Below are 19,495 nucleotides of genomic sequence, written 5' to 3'. Positions count from 1 at the left end.
ATATCGAGTAGATTTCAGCTGGATGGCCAGTGACCGAGCGTGAAGTGCAAGGCATTCAGCGCACTGTCCCACGAAGCTGTGCTGGAACGGGTGCCGCGGCTGAACCCTCCGCCTCGTTCCAGCAGGACGTAGCCGTGAAAAGTGGCGTGCAGCAGCCGCACGGCATCCGTCTCGTCGGGTTCGCTCAATGCGTAGCCGCGCAAGATAGCTCGCGTCATATCCGCATGGCGGCGAGCAGCACTCTGCTCGGCAACATCTGGCTCCAAGGTCATTTGTGTCGACGCATAGCGCCCGGGATGCTTTAGCGCGTACAAGCGGTACGCATGGGCGAAGGCGACAAGAGCGTCACGTCCGGCTCGGCCCGCAAGTGCCGCACTCACTTGATCCGCAAGTTCCGCCAACGAGAGCACCGCTATCCCGGAACGTAAGTCGTGGAGGCTGCGCACGTGGGCGTACAAGCTGGCGTCCCTGACTTCGAAGTGCCGAGCGACGGCGGACATCGACACCGTGTCGAATCCGTCCACGTCAGCCAAATCTGCAGCAGCGGCGACAATGCGAGCCGGAGTAAGTCCTGCACGTGCCATTGTTCTACCTCCCCATTCCTAGGACTACCCTAAATCAACCTAGGAGCTCTAGTCAAGTCTAAATTGGTCGTTTTTGGGCACCGGGATGCAGACGACCGCCATGCCTGACGGGGGATGAGACCCGCAGTCGACGCGTTCTGGGGCACGGTGCTCTCGGACTGGATCGCACCAGGGCGCGGTTGGGGCTCCCCGCTGGCCCCGTAGCCGATTCGCCCGTGGTATTTCCGACTTCGCTCTGGACTGGCGCGCGGCCATGTCGACCATGAGGACACAGCAGCCCGCCAGCTGAACGATCGCATGGATAGCAGCGCACGCAGCTCTGAATTCGTCCGGTGCACTCCTTGGTCTAAGTCCGGTATTCCCGAGCTGAGTTCCGAGCGCGGTCAGGACACGTGCCGGTGGGAGGATGGGGACAAGCACATTGGGGGAAATTTGCGTTTCACAGGTATGTCCAGGGTCGCCATCGCTGCTCTTTCTGATCGGCGGGGTGCATCTCACCGTCGGCCAGGACTAAGCCGGAGAGCACAGCCCCGAGACCAGGATCAAGCACCCGTTCTGGCGCTGGCCTCGTGATGACGTCCGTGCCTGCAACGCGGCTGGTCTCGCGCGGCGAGCCTTTGGTCCAGATTGAGCATTTTCGGATGGATTTCGCCGGCACCACGGTCGTCGAGGATCTCTCCTTCGACGTGAAGCGGGGCGAGACGTTCGGATTCCTCGGATCCAACGGTTCGGGCAAGACCACCACGCTTCGGGCGCTGCTCGGGATCTATCTGCCAACCGCGGGGGTGCTGCACATTGATGGTCGCCCGTTCACGCCGGAGGCCGGCAGCCGCCTCGGCTACCTCCCGGAAGAGCGCGGACTGTATAAGAAGGAATCCGTCCTGACCGTGATGACGTACTTCGGCGAGCTCAAAGGTTTGAGCAAGAAGGCCGCTGCGTCCTGGTCGATGAACTACCTCGAGCGCGTCGGCATGGCGGACAAGGCCAAGGCCCGTGTGGACAAGCTCTCCGGTGGGCAGCAGCAGAAAGTCCAGCTCGGCGTCACGATCATGAACGACCCGGAGCTACTCATCCTGGATGAGCCCACAAAAGGGTTCGATCCGGTGAACCGGCGCCTACTGATGGACATCATCGAGGAACAGAAGCGGGCTGGCGCCACGGTGCTGATGGTTACGCATCAGATGGAGGAAGTGGAGCGGTTGTGCGACCGGGTGATTCTGCTCAAGGGCGGCCGTGCGGAAGCGTACGGGACGATTCCTGAGGTGCAGAACCAGTACGGCGGCACGATGATCCGGGTCGGCTACTCGGGGGAGATCCCGGAGTCACCGCACTACGAGATCAGTCTCCGCGACCGGAACTATGCCGAACTCACGCTCATCGGCACCGTTGATGAGGCCCTGATCCTGCGTGACCTGGTTGGCGCGGGTGTCTTGGTGCGCAGCTTCACGACGAGCAAGCTCTCGCTCGAGGAGATCTTCGTGAGTGTGTATGGCGAGCAGAACGAAATGGTGGGTGCCTGAGATGGGACGAAACAACCTCCGCACCGTCATCGGGTTCGAAGTCGGCCGCACCCTGGGCAAGAAGAAGTTTTGGTTCATCACCTTGTTGGTCCCGATCGCGATCGGCATTGTGATTGCTTTGGTGAGCCTGGGAAACTCGACGGCCGCGAGCACCATCGACGCCCAGTCCGATGCGAAACTCACCTTCACCTACAGTGACGCGTCCGGGTATGTCGACCCCGCCGTGGCTACCGCGTTGGGTGGCACCGCCGTCACCGATGATGCGGTGGCGATCGCTGGGGTGAAGTCAGGGGATGAGGACGCCCATTTCGTGTACCCGGCGGACCCGGCCAAGACGCCCACCCAGGTTTACGGGGTCGATAAGGGCCTCTTTGGTAACGGCGAGTATGAGGGTGTGGCGACCCAGGTCCTGATCATCAGCGCCCAGGACCAGATCGGCGATCCCTCGTTGACAGCGTTGGCCCAGGGCAGTGTTTCCGTGACCTCGACCACCTTCACCGACGGCGAAGAAGCGGCCGGGTTCATGGGCATGATCCCGCCGCTGGTCTTTCTACTCATCTTCTTCCTCGTCTTCGTCCTGCTCTCCAACCAGATGCTCACCAGCACGTTGGAAGAAAAGGAAAACCGGGTCACGGAGATGATCCTCACCACCCTGAACCCCACCGTGCTGATCAGCGGGAAGATCATTTCCCTGTTCATCGTCGGCTTTGTTCAGGTGCTCGTGTTCCTGGTGCCCGCGCTGGTGGCTTACGTGGTTTTCCGCACGTCGCTGAACCTGCCAGAGGTAGACCTGTCCAGCCTCACCTTCGATCCCATTCAAATGATCATCGGCGCCCTGCTGGCTTTGGGTGGGTTCGCCTTGTTCACTGGCACGTTGGTCGCGATCGGGGCGGTCATGCCCACAGCGAAAGACGCCGGCAGCTGGTTCTCAACACTGATCATCCTGATGATCGTCCCGCTCTACTCCCTTTCGCTGATCCTCTCGGACCCGAACAGCCCCGTCGTGCAGATATTCACCTACTTCCCGTATTCGGCGCCGATCACTGCGATGCTCCGCAACGCGTTCGGCTCTCTCGCCGGCTGGGAAGCGGCCATCGTCATCACCGAGCTGTTCCTTCTTAGCGCTATCGTGCTGCAGCTCGCCGCGCGGCTGTTCCGGTACGGGTCTATCGAATACACCACCAGAGTGTCCTTCAAGACTGCTTTCGCGCGGCCGAAAGCTACAAGCACGGCCCAACGGTGACTACTCGCCCACTTGTGCGGTGCGGTCAGGACGATCACGCACAGTGACCCGACGCAGCAGGAAGGCGCGGAGGATTGAGCGTCGACAGGAGCGAGAAGCACGAGGGTTTGGGAACCTGCCGTGGGTGCCGGAGGACCTTCCCGCTGACGCGATTGGTTGTTGGCCGCGAAAGGATGGATGGCCGACCTCGGAAGATGTCAATCTGTTCCTTGAACGCACTGACGGGAAGCTGGATGCGCGGCTGGCGGTTCTCACGGGCCTGCGCCGATGGGCTGAACCAGCGAGTTCGCAAATGTTGGTGACCCTGGCCGCGATCATCGTTTCCATCGGTGCGGTTGTGCTGGCTGTCAGTGACGTCGCTATGAGCATTCACATTGCGGTGCTGCTGGCCGTCGCGGCTTATCTCGTGGTCGCCGTGGTCGCTATCTCACTGGCTCTGCGGATGGACACGCGCCGCAAGATGGCGCACGTGTGGCTCAGGGCTTTTGAGGATGCACTCTTGGCGGAAGGTGCTCCGGCCCCAGCGAGGCAGCCTTGGTTTCCACTGCGTCGGAGATAGGTCACGCTCTCCGCTTCCACATCTGGATGACGTTGTCCGCAGCCTCCGCCTCGACCACAACCCGCTCTCGCTCCAGTTCCGCGGCCTGGCGTGCCCGTACCTTCCCTGCCACGTCCAGCAGATCCCACATCTGCTCGCCAGTCACTGACACCCCGCGGGCACCGGTGCGCCGGGTCCGGCCGCGGATCAGGGCGTAATGGGTGCGGAACACGGGTGGCCCGATTCGGGCTTGGGCGTCGTGGAAGAACACCACGTTGGAGACCGGCCCGGTGCCGTCGTCGAGGGAGAGGAAGACGACGCGTTTGCCGCTGCGCATCGGGGGTGTGTGGGTGGCGCGGCGGACCCCGGCGACGAGGACTTCGGTGCCGCCGGGCAGGTTCACGAGCTCCGAGGTGGGGGTGACCCCGAGTTCTTTGAAGAGTGGGTAGAACCGGGTCATTTGGTGGTGGCTGACGGCGAGGCCGAGGTCTCGGAGTTCCACGTCTGTTTGGGTGCGGCCGCGGAGGTCGAGGGCGGTGACCGACCGGTCGAAGTCAGGCAGTGGCAGTTCGATGTCGAAGGCGAGCTGGTCGGGGCCGACGGGGAGGGCCTTGCCGCCGAGGCCTTGGATGTGGGCGAGGAGGTCGCCGCGGCGGGCCCGGTCGTAGCCGATGAACGAGTCCAGGGCACCAACCCGGGCCAACGCTTCGAACGTGCGACGGCGGGGCCGCACCCGGTCCCGGAAGTCCTGCAACGAGGAGAACGGTTGATGCTCGGCGATCCGCTGCCGCTCCAGGGCGCTGGAGCCGGCTAGTTCGGGCAGGGCGAGACGGATAGCGAGCTGCCCGTCGCCCAGCTGCTCGACCCGGTAGTCCAACGCCGACTTCTGCACGTCGAGACCGAGGACGGGGACGCCGAGGTTGCGGGCTTCGGCGACGATCAGGTCCTTGGGCCACATGCCGGGGTCGTGGGTGAGGAGCCCGGCGAAGAACGTCGCCGGGTGATGCGTTTTCAGCCACGCGCTCTCGTACGTGGTCCTGGCGAACGCGGCCCCGTGCGCTTTGGCGAACCCGAAGCTTCCGAAGCCGGAGAGCACCTTCCACGCCCGGTCGACAACCGGCGCCGAAAACCCGCGGGTGGCAGCCTGCTGCCGCACGTACGCTTCGATCTCGGCGAGGTCACCGGATTTCCCGAGGTGCCGGCGGAACACATCCGCTTTGCCCATCCCGCAGCCGGTCAGCTCGTCGAAGAGCCGCATGACCTGTTCGTGGAAGACGACGACGCCGTTGGTTTCGGCGAGGAACGGCTTGAACCGCGGGTGCATGTGATCAGGTGCGATTTCCCCGTGCCGTGCCTTCAGGTACTGGAGGGGCATGTTGGCTTGCATTGGGCCGGGGCGGAACAAGCTGATCTCCACGGTCAGGTCGTTGAAGACTTCAGGTTGGAGCTTCCCGATCAGTTCCATCTGTCCTGGCGATTCGAGCTGGAAGACGCCGAGGGTGCGGGTGGTGCGGAGCATCTCGTAGGTGGCCTCGTCGTCGAGGGGGACCCGGTCCAGGTCGATGGTCTCGCCGGTGAGGCGCCGGTGCTCCTCGATCGCGTACGCCATCGCGGACTGCATTCGGACGCCGAGGATGTCGAGCTTGATCAGGCCCATCGGGTCCATGTCGTGTTTGTCGTACTGGGACATGGGTAGTCCCATCCCAGACTTCTGCACCGGGGTGCGGTCGAGGAGTGAGGTGTCGGAGAGGATGACGCCGCACGGGTGCACGCTGATGTGGCGGGGGAGCCGGTCGAGCTTCGCCGTAAGGTCCACCAGCTGGTCCAGCTGCTGCGACTCGCGCACCTGCGCGGCGAGTTCCGCGAGCTCGGGTTTTTCCTCGAGGGCGCGGCGGAAGTCGCGGGCGTTGAACCGCCACATCTGCTTCGCGATGGCCGCGACCCGGTCTTCGGGCATGCCGAGGGCGAGCCCGGCGTCGCGGACGGCGCCCCGCCCCCGGTAGGCGTTGGTCATCGACATCAGTGATACCCGGTTGGCGCCGAAGACCTGGAACACTTCCCGGTAGATGTCGTGGCGCCGTGCGGATTCGACGTCGATATCGATGTCGGGCAGGGTCTGGCGTTCGGGGGAGAGGAACCGTTCCCAGATGAGGCCGTTCTCGATCGGCTCGACCGAGGATGTGCGAAGCGCGTAGTTGAGGACGGAGCCGACACCGGAACCCCGCGCTTGCACCCGGACCCCCATGCCCCGGATCAGGTCGGCGACCCGGGCGACGGTCAAGAAATACGCGGCGAACCCGAGGTGCTCGACCGTCTCCATCTCATGCGCGAGCTCCTCGTGTGCGGCACGGGCGAGGGTGGTGCTGGCGTATCGGTCGTCGATGCCGTGCCGGGCCCGCCGCCACAGCTCAGCCACCGGGTCGCCGACCACGCCGATGATCGAGGCTTCCGGCATCCGTGGTGTGCCGAGTCCGATGTCCGCGGCTGGGTCCAGGGCGCACCGGTCCGCCAGCTCGCGGGTCGCCTGCAGCAGTTGGTCGAGGGCGCCGGGGTTCCGGGCGCCGGCGTCAACAACCATGCGCGCGACCTGGCGCATGTGTGGTGCGTCTTTCAGCCAGGCTTGCCCGTTCGCCTGGGGTTCCTCGAGTTGGGCGAGTGGGGTGAGCATCCGGGTTGCGTCGGCGAGGTCCGCGGTCGTCGCGTCGCCCGGCTCGCCGTAGCGGACGGCGTTGGAGAGGATGGCGGGGGTGCCGGTGTCCTCGGCGAGCCCGAGCATCCGGGTGGCCGCGGCCACGGAACCGCGTTGCCCGGTCGACGCGAGGTGGCAGACGACTTCGAGGGTGACCGTGCCGATGGGCATGACCCGGAGCCACGCCCGCAACCCAGCGACCGACTCCAGGCTGTCCCGGCGTTCCACCGCGAGCCCCACATCAGAGAGTGGCCCGAGGAGCACGGTGAGGGTGCGTCCCTCCGCCCAGGTGGCGAGCCGGCGCCGGTCAATGCTCGGCACCCGGCCTGCCTCATGGGCGGAGCTCACGGCCCGGCAGAGTGCGGCGTAGCCGCGGCCGTCGCCGCCGTGGGCGAGCAGGGTAACCCGGCCGAGCGGCCGGTGCTCATCATCGTGGACGGCCAGGTCCGCGCCAAGGCCCGGCCGGATCCCGGCGGCAGCGCACGCCCGCACATGCTTGACCGCCCCATACAGCCCATCCCGATCGGTCAGGGCGAGGAAGTCAGCGCCGGCCGCTGCCGCCTGCTCGACGAGGGCCTCGGGCATGGTCACGCCGTAGTGCGGGGAGTACGCGGAGGCGACGTGGAGGTGTGGGAAGCTCTGTCGCATCTGTACCTCCAACCCCCTGCTATCGAACGTTTATTCGATATGGGGAGTGTAGGTCGGGGCTCCGACACTGACAAGGCCTTCCCCCGACAGGCGGAGGTTATGGACGCGTCATCTACGTCGCCTGAGTCGATACCGAAGAGGTCAAGGTCGTCGGTGGACACCGACGCGATGACGACACGGACTTTCCCCGCCATCGTCACTGGTTCGTAACGTCTGGTGCGAATCCGCAGATGAACGAGGAGTCCTGGTGCCCGACTGTGTAGGTCGGCGTATGTCAACTTTGTTGCTTTTCGTCTGGGGGATTGTTCACTGCGTGCTGCCGGCGTCACGCCGTCGTCGCAGTTTCAGCAAAAACTTCTTCCCCCGTTGCGCTCCTTCATAACTTTTGGCCTGCAACCGTTCCTTGAGGCTTGACCCCGACAGCACTCCGCGTGCGCACACGGGTGACCTCAAGATCATCCGCGCATCCGTTTGATTCGGGTCAACCATCGACCCGGGACGCAGCGCTGAGCGGTGCCCGCGCGCCCCATGTCTGCTATTCCCCGGGCCTCGTGTTTCCTGGCGTGTCGGAGCGCATTGCGCAGTGGGCAGACCGGGCGCGCTGACGAGGTCACCGGACCGCGACTCCTATCAATAGCGGCGCCACGAAACTCCCGCTGGTCTTTCTCATCTTGACAAATTCCGTGAACATGATTGGCTCGTTTTACGTCACAATTTCCGGCACAGCAGTTCGACCGTGAAAGGAGGTGGCTCGTGAGCCACCACGCCGTTATCAACCCCGCCACTGGCGAGACCGTCAAAACTTATCCCCAACTTTCGGATGATCAACTCCAGCAGGTCATCGCATCGGCTGACGAGGCTCACCACGGCTGGTCACGGAACTCTTCGACCGACGAGCGGGCCGCACTCCTGCGAAGGGTCGGCGATCTGCATGAGGAACGCCGCGACCAGCTAGCAGACATGATCGTGCGTGAGATGGGTAAGCCGGTCGATCAAGCGCTCAGCGAGGTCGACTACGCCGGCGACATTTACCGTTACTACGCGGAGAACGCGCAGGAATTTTTGAAGGACGAACCAATCACCCTTCTCAGCGGCGAGGGTTCGGCGTTCATGCGTTCCACCTCTTTGGGTGTGCTCATTGGCGTCATGCCATGGAATTTCCCGTATTACCAGGTTGCGCGCTTCGCCGGACCGAACCTCATGATCGGCAACACGATCGTGCTCAAGCATGCGTCGCAGTGCCCGGAATCGGCTGCGGCGATTGAGCAAATCTTCCAGGATGCAGGCTTCCCGGCTGGCGCTTACACGAACGTGTATGCCGATAGCGAGCAGGTTGCCACGGTCATCGCCGACCCGAGGGTACAAGGCATCTCCCTCACCGGTTCGGAGGGCGCCGGCGCAGCCGTTGCGGAGGTGGCCGGTCGTCACCTCAAGAAGGTCGTGCTGGAACTTGGCGGGTCAGACCCGTTTATCCTGCTGAGTACCGACGACATGGCCGCGACCGTGAACGCCGCTGTCGCCGGTCGCCTCCGCAACGGCGGGCAGGCATGCGATGCGGCTAAGCGGTTCATCATAATCGATGAACTTTATGACGAGTTCACGGAGAGGTTCACCGCCGCCATCCTGGCGAACTCCCCCAGCGACCCGACCGTCCACGGTGCAGACTACGGACCCCTCTCGTCCCTCGGCGCGGCCGAGCATCTCGAGGAGCAAGTAGAACGCGCAGTCGCGCAGGGAGCGACCCTGGCGACTACGGGAAAACGCGCTGGCGCCTTCTACCCGTCTACCGTGCTCACCGATGTCACGCGAGACAACGACACGTACCACGAAGAGTTCTTCGGACCCGTGGCATTCGTCTACCGGGCAGGCTCAGAAAAAGAAGCTATCGCACTCGCGAATGACACTCCGTTCGGACTCGGCTCCTACCTGTTTACGACTGATCCCGAGCAGGCACTGCGAGTCGCCGACCGTATCGAGGCCGGCATGGTCTACGTCAACCTCGTCGACGCGGGCAGTGCCGAGCTACCGTTCGGCGGGGTGAAAAGAAGTGGCTTCGGGCGCGAACTCGGACGCTACGGCGCGAGCGAATTCGTAAACAAGAAACTCATCCGTATCGGCTGACCAATCGCAGACCTCGGCCGACGCGGCAAACACTGTTCAGTGGACGGTCCCTGGTTTCCTGCCGCTTTCTCTCTGGGAAGGAGGATTCTGTTAGCCCCCATGCGGGTGACACCCAGTCAGGTTGACTGTGCGGCAGCTCTCGTTACTGTGGGACGAATTCGGAAATCCAGCTCATCAGTTCTATTTGCACCAGGAGATCATTATGCCTAATGCCATCGAAACCGTTGACGTTAATGTTCCCGTTACCGTTGCCTACAATCAGTGGACGAGATTTGAGGAGTTTCCGCAATTCCTGAGTTTTGTCGAATCCATCACGCAGGTGACGGACACGCTCACCATATGGAAGGTCAAAGTCGGCGGGGTGGAGCGCGAGTTCGAAGCTCAGATAACTGAGCAGCACCCCGACGAGCGTGTTGCGTGGAACAGCACCGGCGGGCAAGTCGACCACGCTGGAGTCGTCACGTTCCACAAATTGGCGGAGAACAAAACTCGCGTGACGGTGCAACTCGATTGGGAGGCCACCGGACTGTTTGAGAAGATCGGGGCCGTCCTCAGTGTGGACGATCACGCCATCAATAAGGACCTCGCGAACTTCAAGAAGTTCATCGAGACGAAAGCAACCAACGACAGCGGATGGCGTGGGGACGTGCAAGCCTAACGCTGCCGCGTCGAGACCCGTTTGATACTGAGAACGTCCATTGGGAAGTCCGCCAAGAAAGAGTGGCACCAGCGACTGGGCTCCGGCGTTCACGCCGACGCGATCATGGACCGCATCGTGCACCGCACGATCTGGATCGAGACCGACGGCACCAACATGCGCGAACACACCGCGGACAACGCGGCGTGACCCACGCCGGTGAGCGCGAGCTGAACCGCTGGCGCTCACCGGCAATACCCAGTGGCGCTCAACCGCAATAACTGGTGGCGCTCAAGGGGTCAAATACTCAGGCTTGACCCCGACAGCACTCCATTAAGGCGAAGAAACCGCTGAAAGGCAAAAAAATGTGGAGGAGAGAAAATGCTTGAACGGATCCAGACCCCCGCACACACGATCACTCCCGCTGACGTCGAGCGGAAGATCCGCCACCTCACCAGCTCGATCCGCAGGCGCGAACGCCTCGTGACCTGGGACGGATACGCCACACTCCCGAGCACCCCGCAGTCGTAGCCGCGCGCACCGCCGACCAGCTCGCCCGGATTGACGAACTCCAGACCCGGCTAGCCCGCTGGGAAGCCATCCAGTCCGACCAAGCCACCACCGCACTGAGCAACTAGGGAGATACGAACATGACGGATTACATCAGCATCAAAGACACCGCCAAGTTGGTTCGAGCGGCATTGAAGAACGCGTTTCCCGGCGTGAAGTCCAGCGCCCGGATGAGCACCGGCACCGCATCCGCATGGACGAACGTGTCGTGGAGCGACGGACCCACCGACCGGCAGGTGAGCGCGGTAACCAGCCAGTGTGAGGGCCGCAAGTTCAACGGCATGACGGACGGGTACGGCGACCAAGGATCCGCGCTCGTCGCGTTCGACGGGGAGGACATGCCCCGCGTCGTGCGGTACTCCTGTGACGGGATCAACACCCACCGCGACCACACGGCCGCCGGATACCGGGTCGCGCAGCACCTCATCAGCACCGACAGCGACCACAAAGACCTCGTCGTGAGGGCGTCTCGCGTCGTGAATAGTCTCTAGGTAAGCGTCTTCGGCCCTACCTTTTCTGATTGGTAACGCCAGTTGTCGCAGGTTAGGTTGTGAGACCGAGTTGTTCGAGCATGCCCTGCTGGTCGCTGCTACCCCACCGCTCGACCAGTTTCCCCTTCTCGAACCGGCTGATTTGCATGCCACGAACGGACATCATTTTCCCGCTAGCGGAGTGGCCCATCAGAGGGCCCTGATGGGTGCCGGTGAGGGTATACGCGAATGCGACGTCGGTGTCGTTTGCGACGAGGCGCTCAACTTCGAGGTGCAGGTCTGGAAAAGCGGCAATCATCTCACCGAAGAACGCTTTATAGCCGGCGGGGCCTGGGCCTTGACCGGGGGCAGGATCATTGTCGACTGCATCTTCGGCCACAAGGTCGTCGAGAAGATCGAGTTGTCCGCTGTTCACGGCCTCACCGAACTTCTGCTGGGCGGCGATATTCACTTCTTGACTCATGTGTTCGCTCTTTTCTTGGGATTGATCGCGAATCGATTTGTGGGGGTCAGGGGATGCCCATATCGCCGATAACGCGGCTGGACACTTCCGGGTGAGCTCGTGGAAACAGTCTTGGATCGCGTCTATGGCCCCGGGAGACACGTTGGTTCGGCGTACGACGCCCGACTGGACCCACTAGGCGAGGGGAGCCTGCGCCACCGTCGGCCGGCAGGCTCCCCTCGCTTGCGCGGTTATTTGTGGAAGAGGTTTTTGCAGACAGTCATTGAGCGGTCTCAGCGCCGAAGGCGCAAAGACGTGCCGTTACCCTAAGGCACAGATGATCGATCACCTAGAGAAATTCTCCACGTTGCCGCCAGCGGACAAACATTCCATTGTTGAGTTGCAGTCGTTGCGGATGCTGTGAGCCCGCCAGAAAAGAGGAGGGCTCTTCACCCGTCGTCGAGGGGCCCTCCTCGGTTCTGCTACTTCGCGAGGAACGCGAGTACGTGCCGGTTCCATTCGTCTTTGTGTGAAATGGTGAGACCATGAGGGGCGCCTTCAATCAGTACAAGCTCGCTGTCCGAAACGGCCTCCTGGGTGCGCTTGCCACTGACCTCAAACGGCACGATGGTGTCGGAGTCACCGTGTATCACTAGGGTCGGCACAGTGATTTTCGTCAAGTCGTCGCGGAAGTCCGTCGTCGCGAATGCGGTGGTGCTGTCGAGCGTGCCCTTCGGCGACGCCATTTCGGCAATATCGAGGTTGTAAGCAATCTGCTCCGAGCTGACCTTCGGCTTATTGGTCAACGACGGCTTGCCGGCGGTGAAGAACATCTGAAGAAATTCGTGCAGGAATGCCGGCCGGTCTCCGGTGAGCCCGCCGTGGAACCACTGAGCCAGTGCGGCATCGACGCCTCCGTCAGGGTTGTCATCTGATTTCCAGAGGTACGGCGGCACTGCACTGGCGAAAACGAGCTTTGCGATGCGATCGGTACCGTAAGTGCCTACGTAACGGGCAAGCTCACCGCCACCCATCGAGAATCCGATCAGGGTAACGTCCCGGAGGTCAAGGGTGTCGAGAACGGCCTTCAGGTCGGCAGCCAACGTGTCATAGTCGTACCCATTCCACGGCTGCGACGACTGGCCGAACCCGCGGCGATCGTACGTGATCACCCGGTAGCCGGCGTCGACCAGCGCGGGCACCTGACCCTCCCACGACCGGCTACTGAGGGGCCAGCCGTGAACTAGTACAACGGGCTTACCGGCACCGACGTCTTCGTAATGCAGTACGACGTCGGGCCCGCTGTGAACTGGGACGGTAATAAAAGGCATGTTCTCTCCTCGTAATCGTGAATGGTTCGTTGGAGGTAACCGAGATTATGAGCTTGAGACAATCGAGGTTCGCTGGGAAAAGGCTGAAATGACTACTCCGGACCCAACCCCGGTGCGTTCACGGACGGAGCCCGCATCATCGGCCAGACACTGACCTCAAACCACTGACCGGTGCACAAATCGGCGAACATTGCCAGCCCCGTCGCAGTGCGCAGCCCCAACTCTCCCGCAGGGGTTCCCGCTGCGGGCACCGCACGTCGACCGTTCCGCCTGCGGGCACCATTCGTAGTCATCGCTCCGCTGGCTGTTCTAGTCGTTGAGCGCCCGCACGGCCCCCGGCTTGTGGGCACATCGCAGCATTGTCCTCCTAGATGAGAGCCCATCAGCATGGCCCACTATCCCTGCCGTCGTTTGAACCCTGTTCATTGCTTGCGCTCACCTTGCTCCAAGCGAAAGTGTCACGTATCGGTGATTTCGAGACGCTCTTGCTGAGACGGGGGTCACGTCCTAACCGGGTATGAGCTCGGTAGTGAGTCCACTTTGTCAGCGATTTTGTTTGCGCGGTTTCGTGGGTGGCGCTTGCAGACTGGCTCGATGACGCTGTGACGGTGCTCGCCTGGGTCGATTCACGTAGCCTCCGATTGGTCCTTGACAAACAGGCCATTTCCGCGAAATATGCCAGTGGTTACGTCGTATTTGTTTGCTAGCCCTAAGTTACGTGGGTTGCGTTGAGCAAACGTCAACGATTTCTTGTACTTCTGCATGTTTTTTCTCCCGGCATGTTTTCGAAAACTACCTCCTAGTAAGGGACTTTGATGAATAAGAAAACAGCACTGTGGTGTGTGCCCGCGTTGGCTTTGGGTGTTGCCGTCTTGACGGGTGGCCCTGCCCTTGCAGCCACTGGTGACGCGACCTACCAAGGAACGCTTGATTCGATCAACGGCAGCAACGGCAGTGGCACCTTCTCCATTGAGGTTTCCGGTGATCAGGCCACTGTCACCCAGACCGTCACGGGTTTGGCCGAGACCTTCGACGGTAAGCCGTACCCGCACGTACAGCACATCCACATCGGTGCGAAGGGGGAATGTCCCACCACGGCAGCTGACACCAATGGAGATGGTGTGATCAGCACGACCGAAGGTCAGCCGTCTTACGGAGACATTGGCACAACGTTGTCCACGAGTGGCGACACGAGTCCGGCGGCCGGAACTGATCTGACCCTTGCCGGGATGGGTGCAAACTACGACTACAGCCGAACCTTCACTCTGGATGCCGCCACCGCGGCCTCGCTAGAGGCAGGCACGGCGGTGGTGGTGGTCCACGGGCTGGACCCGGCCACGTTGACGAAGGCAGCACAGGACGCGAAGAGTGACTTGGTTCCGAGTCTGCCCCTGGCAGCAACGTCGCCGGCTCTGTGCGGCGCCCTGAGCGCGTCGCAGGCGAACATGCCTGACGGTGGCGTGGAAACCGGCGGTGGCAGCACGTCAAGCGGTGCTGACATGGGCCTTCTCGCCCTCGGTGCCGGGGCCCTGACCGCGGCAGGCGGCGCGGTGATGATTCGTCGACGTCTCGCTGCACGAGGCTGAGATCGGATTGATCCCCGGTGATTATCCCGGCTGAAAAGCGTCGCCGCGGTAGCCGTCTGGCTACCGCGGCGGCGGTTCTGCTTTTCACCGTCGGCTGTACGGCGACCGGTTTCGCCCTATGGGGCAACCCTCCTCCTCCACGACCTCCAGCCTCGGCCGCCGTGTCAGCCCCATCGCAGGAGTCCATCTCCGCTACCCCCTCACCGGAGCCCATCTCAGTTCCGCCGACTACGCGGGTGGACCGGATTGTCGGCCCGACCTTGACCGCCTCCGAGCCCACCCAGATCAACGTCCCCGCGATTGAAGTGGACTCTGTCCTAATGCAATTGGGACAGAATCCTGACGGCACGGTGCAGACGCCGTCGTTGGACGAGGCCTCCCCGGCCGGCTGGTACACCGGTTCGCCCACCCCTGGCGCTATCGGACCTTCCGTCATCTTGGGTCACGTCGACTCCAGGGTGCAGGGGCGCGCGGTGTTTTACCGACTTGGCGAGATGCGTCCCGGCGACGAGATTTTGGTTACCCGAGCCGATGCGACAGTGGCGGTATTCGTGGTCGACGGAGTGGAAGAATACCCGAAAGATGACTTTCCGCAGTTCGCCGTCTACGGCAACACCGATCATGCGGGACTACGGCTGATCACCTGCGGTGGAGAGTTCAACGAAACCACTCGAACGTACCCGAACAACGTCGTTGTCTACGCCAGCTTGGTGTCCAGCCATGCGGCGTAGTAGGACTGAGAAGCGTGTCAACAGGCGCGTCTGGCTGCTTGCGATCACGGTGGCTTCCACAGCTTTACTTGCTGGGTGCGCGACCACCTCCTCCGGCGCCGTAAACACCATGGACCCCGAAATGTCCATGCCAGGCACGTCGGCCTCCCCGATTCCGCAGTCGAGCTCGGCAGGCAGCGCGGAGGCAGGACCGTCCGCAGCATCACAGATGATTTGTGGCACCGAAACACGCGACAACATCACACGTGTGCTGGCTCTCGCCGCCCCGCCACACTCCGTCGACAGCTGGATCGATCGCCGCTACACCTGCACATACCATCTGACTGATGGAGATTTCGTGATCTCGGTGCAGGAATCCTCGGACGCAGGATCTGCCCGCGGCTACTTCGACAGGATGCAAGGAGACCTTGCCCCCGTCCAAACCATTGAAGGGCTCGCGAATCTTGGATTGCCTGCTTACGAAACCACAGACGGCGTGGTCGTCTTCCTCAAAGACAGCATGACGTTACACGTTGACGCCAGAAAGTTGACGGATAAGGTCGGGCCGCATGGCGTCACCCGCACCGCGTTCTCTTATCAAGTAGCTACTGCCATTCTGGGATGCTGGACCGCACACTAGTCCGGCCGCGCGTCATTAGCGAAGCAGCAGTTTTGGTGGACATCCTGCACCAACGAGCACCCCGACGACTGGAATTAGCCGCATTCTGGGTGCAGCGATCGAACCTAGGGTCATCTTGCGTTAGACCAGCGATCTCTTCTTTCTGAACCCTTGTGGCCGAAGACGCCGTCGACAACGACCCTGCCCCTGGCCAAGGCCCGGGGCCCGCAGGCTACAAGGCGTTCTTCGGCGAGATGATTGCCGCTTTTCCCGACCTGCACATCGCAGTCGAGCGCCTCGTCGCCAACGACACCGACGTCGCATTCGCCTATACCCTCACCGGCACCCACCAAGGCCCCCTCATGGGCCATGCCGCCAGCGGCAAAACGATGTCTGTTCGTGGCATGCAAATTAGCCGCTTCCAAAACGGAAAACTTGTAGAGCGGTGGGGCAGCAGCGACCAACAGGGCATGCTCGAACAACTCGGCCTCGCACCCTAACCTGCGATATCTGGCGTTTCCAATCAGAAAGGGTAGGGCCGAGGACGCATATTTGAATATGACTCACGACGTGAGACGGCCTGGATTTCGCACTTCGACGCAAACTCGGCCAAGCACGCAGCGGCATCATCTTCCGCAAACTGCCACCGATTTCAGCCGCATCTCGACCTCAGCCCGGAAACAGATACTGCAATTCCCGACCAGCTGGCCGTGGAGAACCGGGTGGACAGTCTTGCTCGCGGCGGCTTGCGGCCCACCACGCACCAAACCCATCTGACCACCCCTCCATTCAACCGCGTAGGCAAGCACGTTGAGTCAACGCGGGTAACCATGTCGATGTGCCAAATAGCGATCACAGAACGCCGCCACGTAGCGCTGAAAGTCACACGGTCAGTCGTTGGTCATCCAGCGTCAGCGAATCCACCAGAAGCGACGCGAGGACTACTCGTTTTCTCGTCTGAAGGTGAGCCACGCGGTGATGTTGAGTGGTTGAGTCGGCGGTAGGTCGATCGCTAATGGGAGGATTTTTCGCGGGGCGGGATTGGCCTGCGGTGACTCGTTTAGTTGCCTTCTTTGGAGTTTGGTGTGGGTGTGGCGCTCGGTTCGGGAGCGACGGGCGGCGCCGCTGAGGGAGCGGGAGTCGGCGGGGCCGTTGGCGACGGCGTCTGCTGTGTGAGGGGCCGCACTTGGGTGAAGGGTGGCACGGCCGGAGTAGCGGTGGAGAGGTCAGGCTCGCCACTGGGCTGCAAGTTATAGTCCACCGAGTCGACCTTGTTGAGGGGGAAAACGTTCCAACCGGTTCTCCCCGGTACGTCGGAGCTGGGGACCAAGATGACCTCCGTCCCGTCGGCGCCGTATGTGGCAACCCACGGTGTGGCGTTTGGATCGCCGACGGTCGTGAGTGGTTGTCCATCCTGGTCGAAGAGCTGCACGCCGGTGAGAGGTTGACCGTCTGAGTCATAGACGAACACATTGAAGACCTCGTTACCGTCGAGCAGCAGACCTGGTGGAACATAGTCCTCCACGTATTGGACGGCCGAACTATTCCACGGTGTGGCGAGCACAAGAAGAAGTGGCAGCGCGATGATCGAGCAGACACTGACCAGGGTCCTCAGCGGTGGCAGCCAGGACCAGGGCAGCCATCGTCCCCGTCCCCATTGCACGCTGACGGTGACGAATAGCAGGAGCAGAACCCACTCAACACCATTCGACGGCAGAGTACTGGCAATGCTGTTGCCGATAACTAGAGCCGAGATGACCTTGTAGACGGCCCAGCCCCGTAGCACCCACCAGAACGGTCGGAGTGAAATGAAGAAGTCCAGGGTGCGCGAGCCGATCACTGTCGATCGTGCCTTGCGGGCGAGGTTTGATCGCTGTGCGCTGGCCCAGGTGCGAAGTTCGTTGGCGGTCCAGGCGGATGCCAGCCGCGGCTTTCCCCGAACCGGTAGCCCGGCCGCGGCCCGCAACTCGTCGGCGTAGCCGACAGCATCGCCCGGATCAAAACCTGGCGCATCGAGATCCTCGGCCTGCTCGGTCAAATCCGCTTCAAGTCCGTCCGTGAGTTCTTCGACATCTTCACTGGGAAGGTCGCTGAGCGCGGCGCGCACGGCAGCGGCAAAATCACGGATGGCCAGGGTGGCTGAGGTGGTCGTGCTCATGACTTGTCCCCGATCGTGCGGATGGTAGCGGTGGGCTGGTGCTGTTCTGTGAGGAGGAGTGACAGTGTGTTGGCGAACCGAGTCCAGCTGGCTCGCTGTTCGGCAAGCATGGTCCGTCCCTCAGTGTTGATTCCGTAGTACTTGCGGTGCGGACCACCATCGGAGGGCACAACATAGGTTGACAATGCACCCGCGGTATAGAGGCGCCGAAGGGTTCCATAAACCGAGGCGTCTCCCACCTCTTTGAGGCCGGCAGCGCGCAGGCGCCGCACAATGTCGTAGCCATAGCCGTCTTCTTCCTGAATCACGGCGAGCACCGCGACGTCGAGCACTCCTTTGAGTAGCTGCGTGGTGTCCATGTATCTCCTCTGACGCATCACACACTACTACGCGATCCGCAGTAGTGATTCAGGCGCCACGCCGGATGGTGGCACTGAACAGTCATTTTCCGTACTCGTCTGCACAAACTTCCGTACTCGTCTGCACAACCGTCGCGTCGGTGCCCTTTTCAATTCTTCCCACCCCTGATCCGGGTCAGAACAGGCCTCTCAGTCCTTTATCATCGGCACGACGGCACGAGTGATGTGCACGCCTTCTACTTCGCCGCCGCACTCGACCGGAGAGACGAGGCTTTGAGCGTCTACGGTGAGCTAGATCGGTGCAAAGAGGGGTACGGCCATCCAGATCGCGACTCCTATCAGCGTCGCGGCGAACAGGTAGTCGATCCAGCGTTTGGACCATTCGCTACGGAACAACATCGCAAGCGCGCTGCCACCCAACGCCCACGCGATGAACGCGACGAGGTTGTTCACGGTGAAGACCGTCGTGATCGCGACGACCGTCGCGACATCATCGTTCACCGGAGGACGGAGGAACTGGGTGAACATGACCGCGATGATGTAGTACGCCTTCGGGTTCAGCAGCAACACGACAGCCCCCGACCAGAACCCGATCCGTATCTCGTTGGGAACGGGGGCATCGGCCTGTGTACTGGACTTGGACAGTGCTGCGCGGACGAATTGGAAAGCCAGCCAGAGTAAGTAGAGTCCTCCGATGGCAGCGAGCGTTCTGGCAACCACCGGGTGGTGAGGAGCGTTACCCCCATCCCCAGCCCTACCGCTGCCGTGACCACGAACGTGGCGACGTGATAGCCGGTTAGTGCGGGAATGGCCGCGCGTAGCCCCTTGGATGCCCCGATCCCCGCGAAGAAGGCGTTGCCAGGTCCGGGGCTGTAGGCCAGAGGAAACAGGAACGCCAACAGCGCCACGAACGTCTCGGTACTCACTCAAGCAATGATTCCGGGTCCTTTCGCACACCGCTGGCGAATATCGGTCAGCGCTGTTGAGGGCGAGTGATTCCTCACACGCCCCCAAGATGTTCAGCCGTTCACCCCGACGACCGGTGCCTCGCCTCCGCGGCGGAGCAGGCCAATGCGCGAAAGTGTATCGGCGCGATGAAAAACCGGATGGCCTCTTCGATGGGCAATACCCCCGATCTGCTCGCCGGGGATGGGGTGGCCGAAGGGGCCGCGCCCGGGCCGCAGCGTCCAGATTCCATCTACGGCGCATTGAGGGCTCGCACATGTCGGGGGGGGGGGGGGGGGGGGGG

18 protein-coding genes and 1 pseudogene are annotated in these 19,495 nt (G+C 62.3%); 12 read left to right on the top strand and 7 right to left on the bottom strand.

What is annotated here, in order from left to right:
• Window positions 1-14: 14 nt before the first annotated feature.
• A complete protein-coding gene (locus E3T49_RS13920; RefSeq protein ID WP_134425507.1) occupies window positions 15-584 on the bottom strand; it encodes a TetR/AcrR family transcriptional regulator in 570 nt (189 codons plus the stop codon).
• A 641-nt stretch (window positions 585-1,225) separates the two neighbouring features.
• On the opposite strand from E3T49_RS13920, the gene E3T49_RS13915 reads away from it, so the two are divergent.
• The 3 genes from E3T49_RS13915 to E3T49_RS13905 all read left to right on the top strand — a co-directional run bounded on the left by E3T49_RS13915 (window position 1,226) and on the right by E3T49_RS13905 (window position 3,906).
• Window positions 1,226-2,104: an ABC transporter ATP-binding protein gene (locus tag E3T49_RS13915; RefSeq protein ID WP_134425506.1), complete on the top strand. Its 879-nt coding sequence runs from the start codon at window positions 1,226-1,228 to the stop codon at window positions 2,102-2,104.
• Window position 2,105: 1 nt separating this feature from the next.
• Window positions 2,106-3,347, top strand: coding sequence for an ABC transporter permease (locus E3T49_RS13910; protein ID WP_134425505.1), 1,242 nt, complete (start codon window positions 2,106-2,108; stop codon window positions 3,345-3,347).
• A 124-nt stretch (window positions 3,348-3,471) separates the two neighbouring features.
• Window positions 3,472-3,906 (top strand): hypothetical protein, encoded by a 435-nt coding sequence (locus E3T49_RS13905; RefSeq protein ID WP_134425504.1) that lies wholly within the window; start codon window positions 3,472-3,474, stop codon window positions 3,904-3,906.
• A 1-nt stretch (window position 3,907) separates the two neighbouring features.
• On the opposite strand, the gene dnaE is transcribed toward E3T49_RS13905, so the two are convergent.
• A complete protein-coding gene (gene dnaE / locus E3T49_RS13900) occupies window positions 3,908-7,222 on the bottom strand; it encodes a DNA polymerase III subunit alpha (RefSeq protein WP_134425503.1) in 3,315 nt (1,104 codons plus the stop codon).
• A 753-nt stretch (window positions 7,223-7,975) separates the two neighbouring features.
• Between dnaE and E3T49_RS13895 the strand changes: the two genes are divergently transcribed.
• The 5 genes and pseudogenes from E3T49_RS13895 (at window position 7,976) to E3T49_RS13885 (ending at window position 11,041) form a co-directional block, all read left to right on the top strand.
• Window positions 7,976-9,343 carry an NAD-dependent succinate-semialdehyde dehydrogenase gene (locus E3T49_RS13895; RefSeq protein WP_134425502.1) on the top strand — a complete coding sequence of 456 codons (1,368 nt, stop codon included), beginning with the start codon at window positions 7,976-7,978 and terminating at the stop codon, window positions 9,341-9,343.
• A gap of 202 nt (window positions 9,344-9,545) precedes the next feature.
• A complete protein-coding gene (locus tag E3T49_RS13890; protein ID WP_134425501.1) occupies window positions 9,546-10,001 on the top strand; it encodes an SRPBCC family protein in 456 nt (151 codons plus the stop codon).
• Between the two features lie 18 nt (window positions 10,002-10,019).
• Window positions 10,020-10,190: pseudogene (locus E3T49_RS16250) on the top strand (ATP-binding protein); the annotation flags it as partial.
• 171 nt (window positions 10,191-10,361) lie between these two features.
• Entirely contained in the window at window positions 10,362-10,511 is a 150-nt protein-coding gene (locus tag E3T49_RS16245; protein WP_166785561.1) for a hypothetical protein, read from the top strand.
• Between the two features lie 119 nt (window positions 10,512-10,630).
• Window positions 10,631-11,041, top strand: a complete 411-nt coding sequence (locus E3T49_RS13885; protein ID WP_134425500.1) for an LPD29 domain-containing protein — start codon at window positions 10,631-10,633, stop codon at window positions 11,039-11,041.
• Window positions 11,042-11,093: 52 nt separating this feature from the next.
• On the opposite strand, the gene E3T49_RS13880 is transcribed toward E3T49_RS13885, so the two are convergent.
• Together E3T49_RS13880 and E3T49_RS13875 are read right to left on the bottom strand one after the other, a co-directional pair.
• The gene (locus tag E3T49_RS13880; protein WP_134425499.1) at window positions 11,094-11,504 is read right to left on the bottom strand and encodes an ester cyclase; all 411 of its coding nucleotides are present in this window, start codon (window positions 11,502-11,504) and stop codon (window positions 11,094-11,096) included.
• A 461-nt stretch (window positions 11,505-11,965) separates the two neighbouring features.
• On the bottom strand, window positions 11,966-12,814 hold the full coding sequence (locus E3T49_RS13875) for an alpha/beta fold hydrolase (RefSeq protein WP_134425498.1): 849 nt from the start codon (window positions 12,812-12,814) through the stop codon (window positions 11,966-11,968).
• A gap of 815 nt (window positions 12,815-13,629) precedes the next feature.
• Between E3T49_RS13875 and E3T49_RS13870 the strand changes: the two genes are divergently transcribed.
• The 4 genes from E3T49_RS13870 (at window position 13,630) to E3T49_RS13855 (ending at window position 16,229) form a co-directional block, all read left to right on the top strand.
• Entirely contained in the window at window positions 13,630-14,400 is a 771-nt protein-coding gene (locus E3T49_RS13870; RefSeq protein WP_134425585.1) for a hypothetical protein, read from the top strand.
• 236 nt (window positions 14,401-14,636) lie between these two features.
• Window positions 14,637-15,131 carry a class F sortase gene (locus tag E3T49_RS13865; RefSeq protein ID WP_198414261.1) on the top strand — a complete coding sequence of 165 codons (495 nt, stop codon included), beginning with the start codon at window positions 14,637-14,639 and terminating at the stop codon, window positions 15,129-15,131.
• Between the two features lie 121 nt (window positions 15,132-15,252).
• The gene (locus E3T49_RS13860) at window positions 15,253-15,750 is read left to right on the top strand and encodes a hypothetical protein (RefSeq protein ID WP_134425496.1); all 498 of its coding nucleotides are present in this window, start codon (window positions 15,253-15,255) and stop codon (window positions 15,748-15,750) included.
• 152 nt (window positions 15,751-15,902) lie between these two features.
• Window positions 15,903-16,229 carry an ester cyclase gene (locus E3T49_RS13855; protein WP_174722430.1) on the top strand — a complete coding sequence of 109 codons (327 nt, stop codon included), beginning with the start codon at window positions 15,903-15,905 and terminating at the stop codon, window positions 16,227-16,229.
• 560 nt (window positions 16,230-16,789) lie between these two features.
• Here the strand turns inward: E3T49_RS13855 and E3T49_RS13850 are convergent.
• The 3 genes from E3T49_RS13850 to E3T49_RS13840 all read right to left on the bottom strand — a co-directional run bounded on the left by E3T49_RS13850 (window position 16,790) and on the right by E3T49_RS13840 (window position 18,966).
• Window positions 16,790-17,887, bottom strand: coding sequence for a hypothetical protein (locus E3T49_RS13850; RefSeq protein WP_134425495.1), 1,098 nt, complete (start codon window positions 17,885-17,887; stop codon window positions 16,790-16,792).
• Window positions 17,884-18,246 (bottom strand): PadR family transcriptional regulator, encoded by a 363-nt coding sequence (locus E3T49_RS13845; protein WP_134425494.1) that lies wholly within the window; start codon window positions 18,244-18,246, stop codon window positions 17,884-17,886. The genes E3T49_RS13850 and E3T49_RS13845 overlap by 4 nt, the downstream gene beginning before the upstream one ends.
• Window positions 18,247-18,537: 291 nt before the next feature.
• Window positions 18,538-18,966, bottom strand: coding sequence for a LysE family translocator (locus E3T49_RS13840; RefSeq protein ID WP_198414260.1), 429 nt, complete (start codon window positions 18,964-18,966; stop codon window positions 18,538-18,540).
• Between the last annotated feature and the right edge of the window lie 529 nt (window positions 18,967-19,495).

It is taken from the genome of Cryobacterium cryoconiti, assembly GCF_004403065.1.
GTDB lineage: Bacteria > Actinomycetota > Actinomycetes > Actinomycetales > Microbacteriaceae > Cryobacterium > Cryobacterium cryoconiti.
Note: the sequence above shows the minus strand (reverse complement) of the source record. Positions and strands in the feature narration are given on the sequence as shown.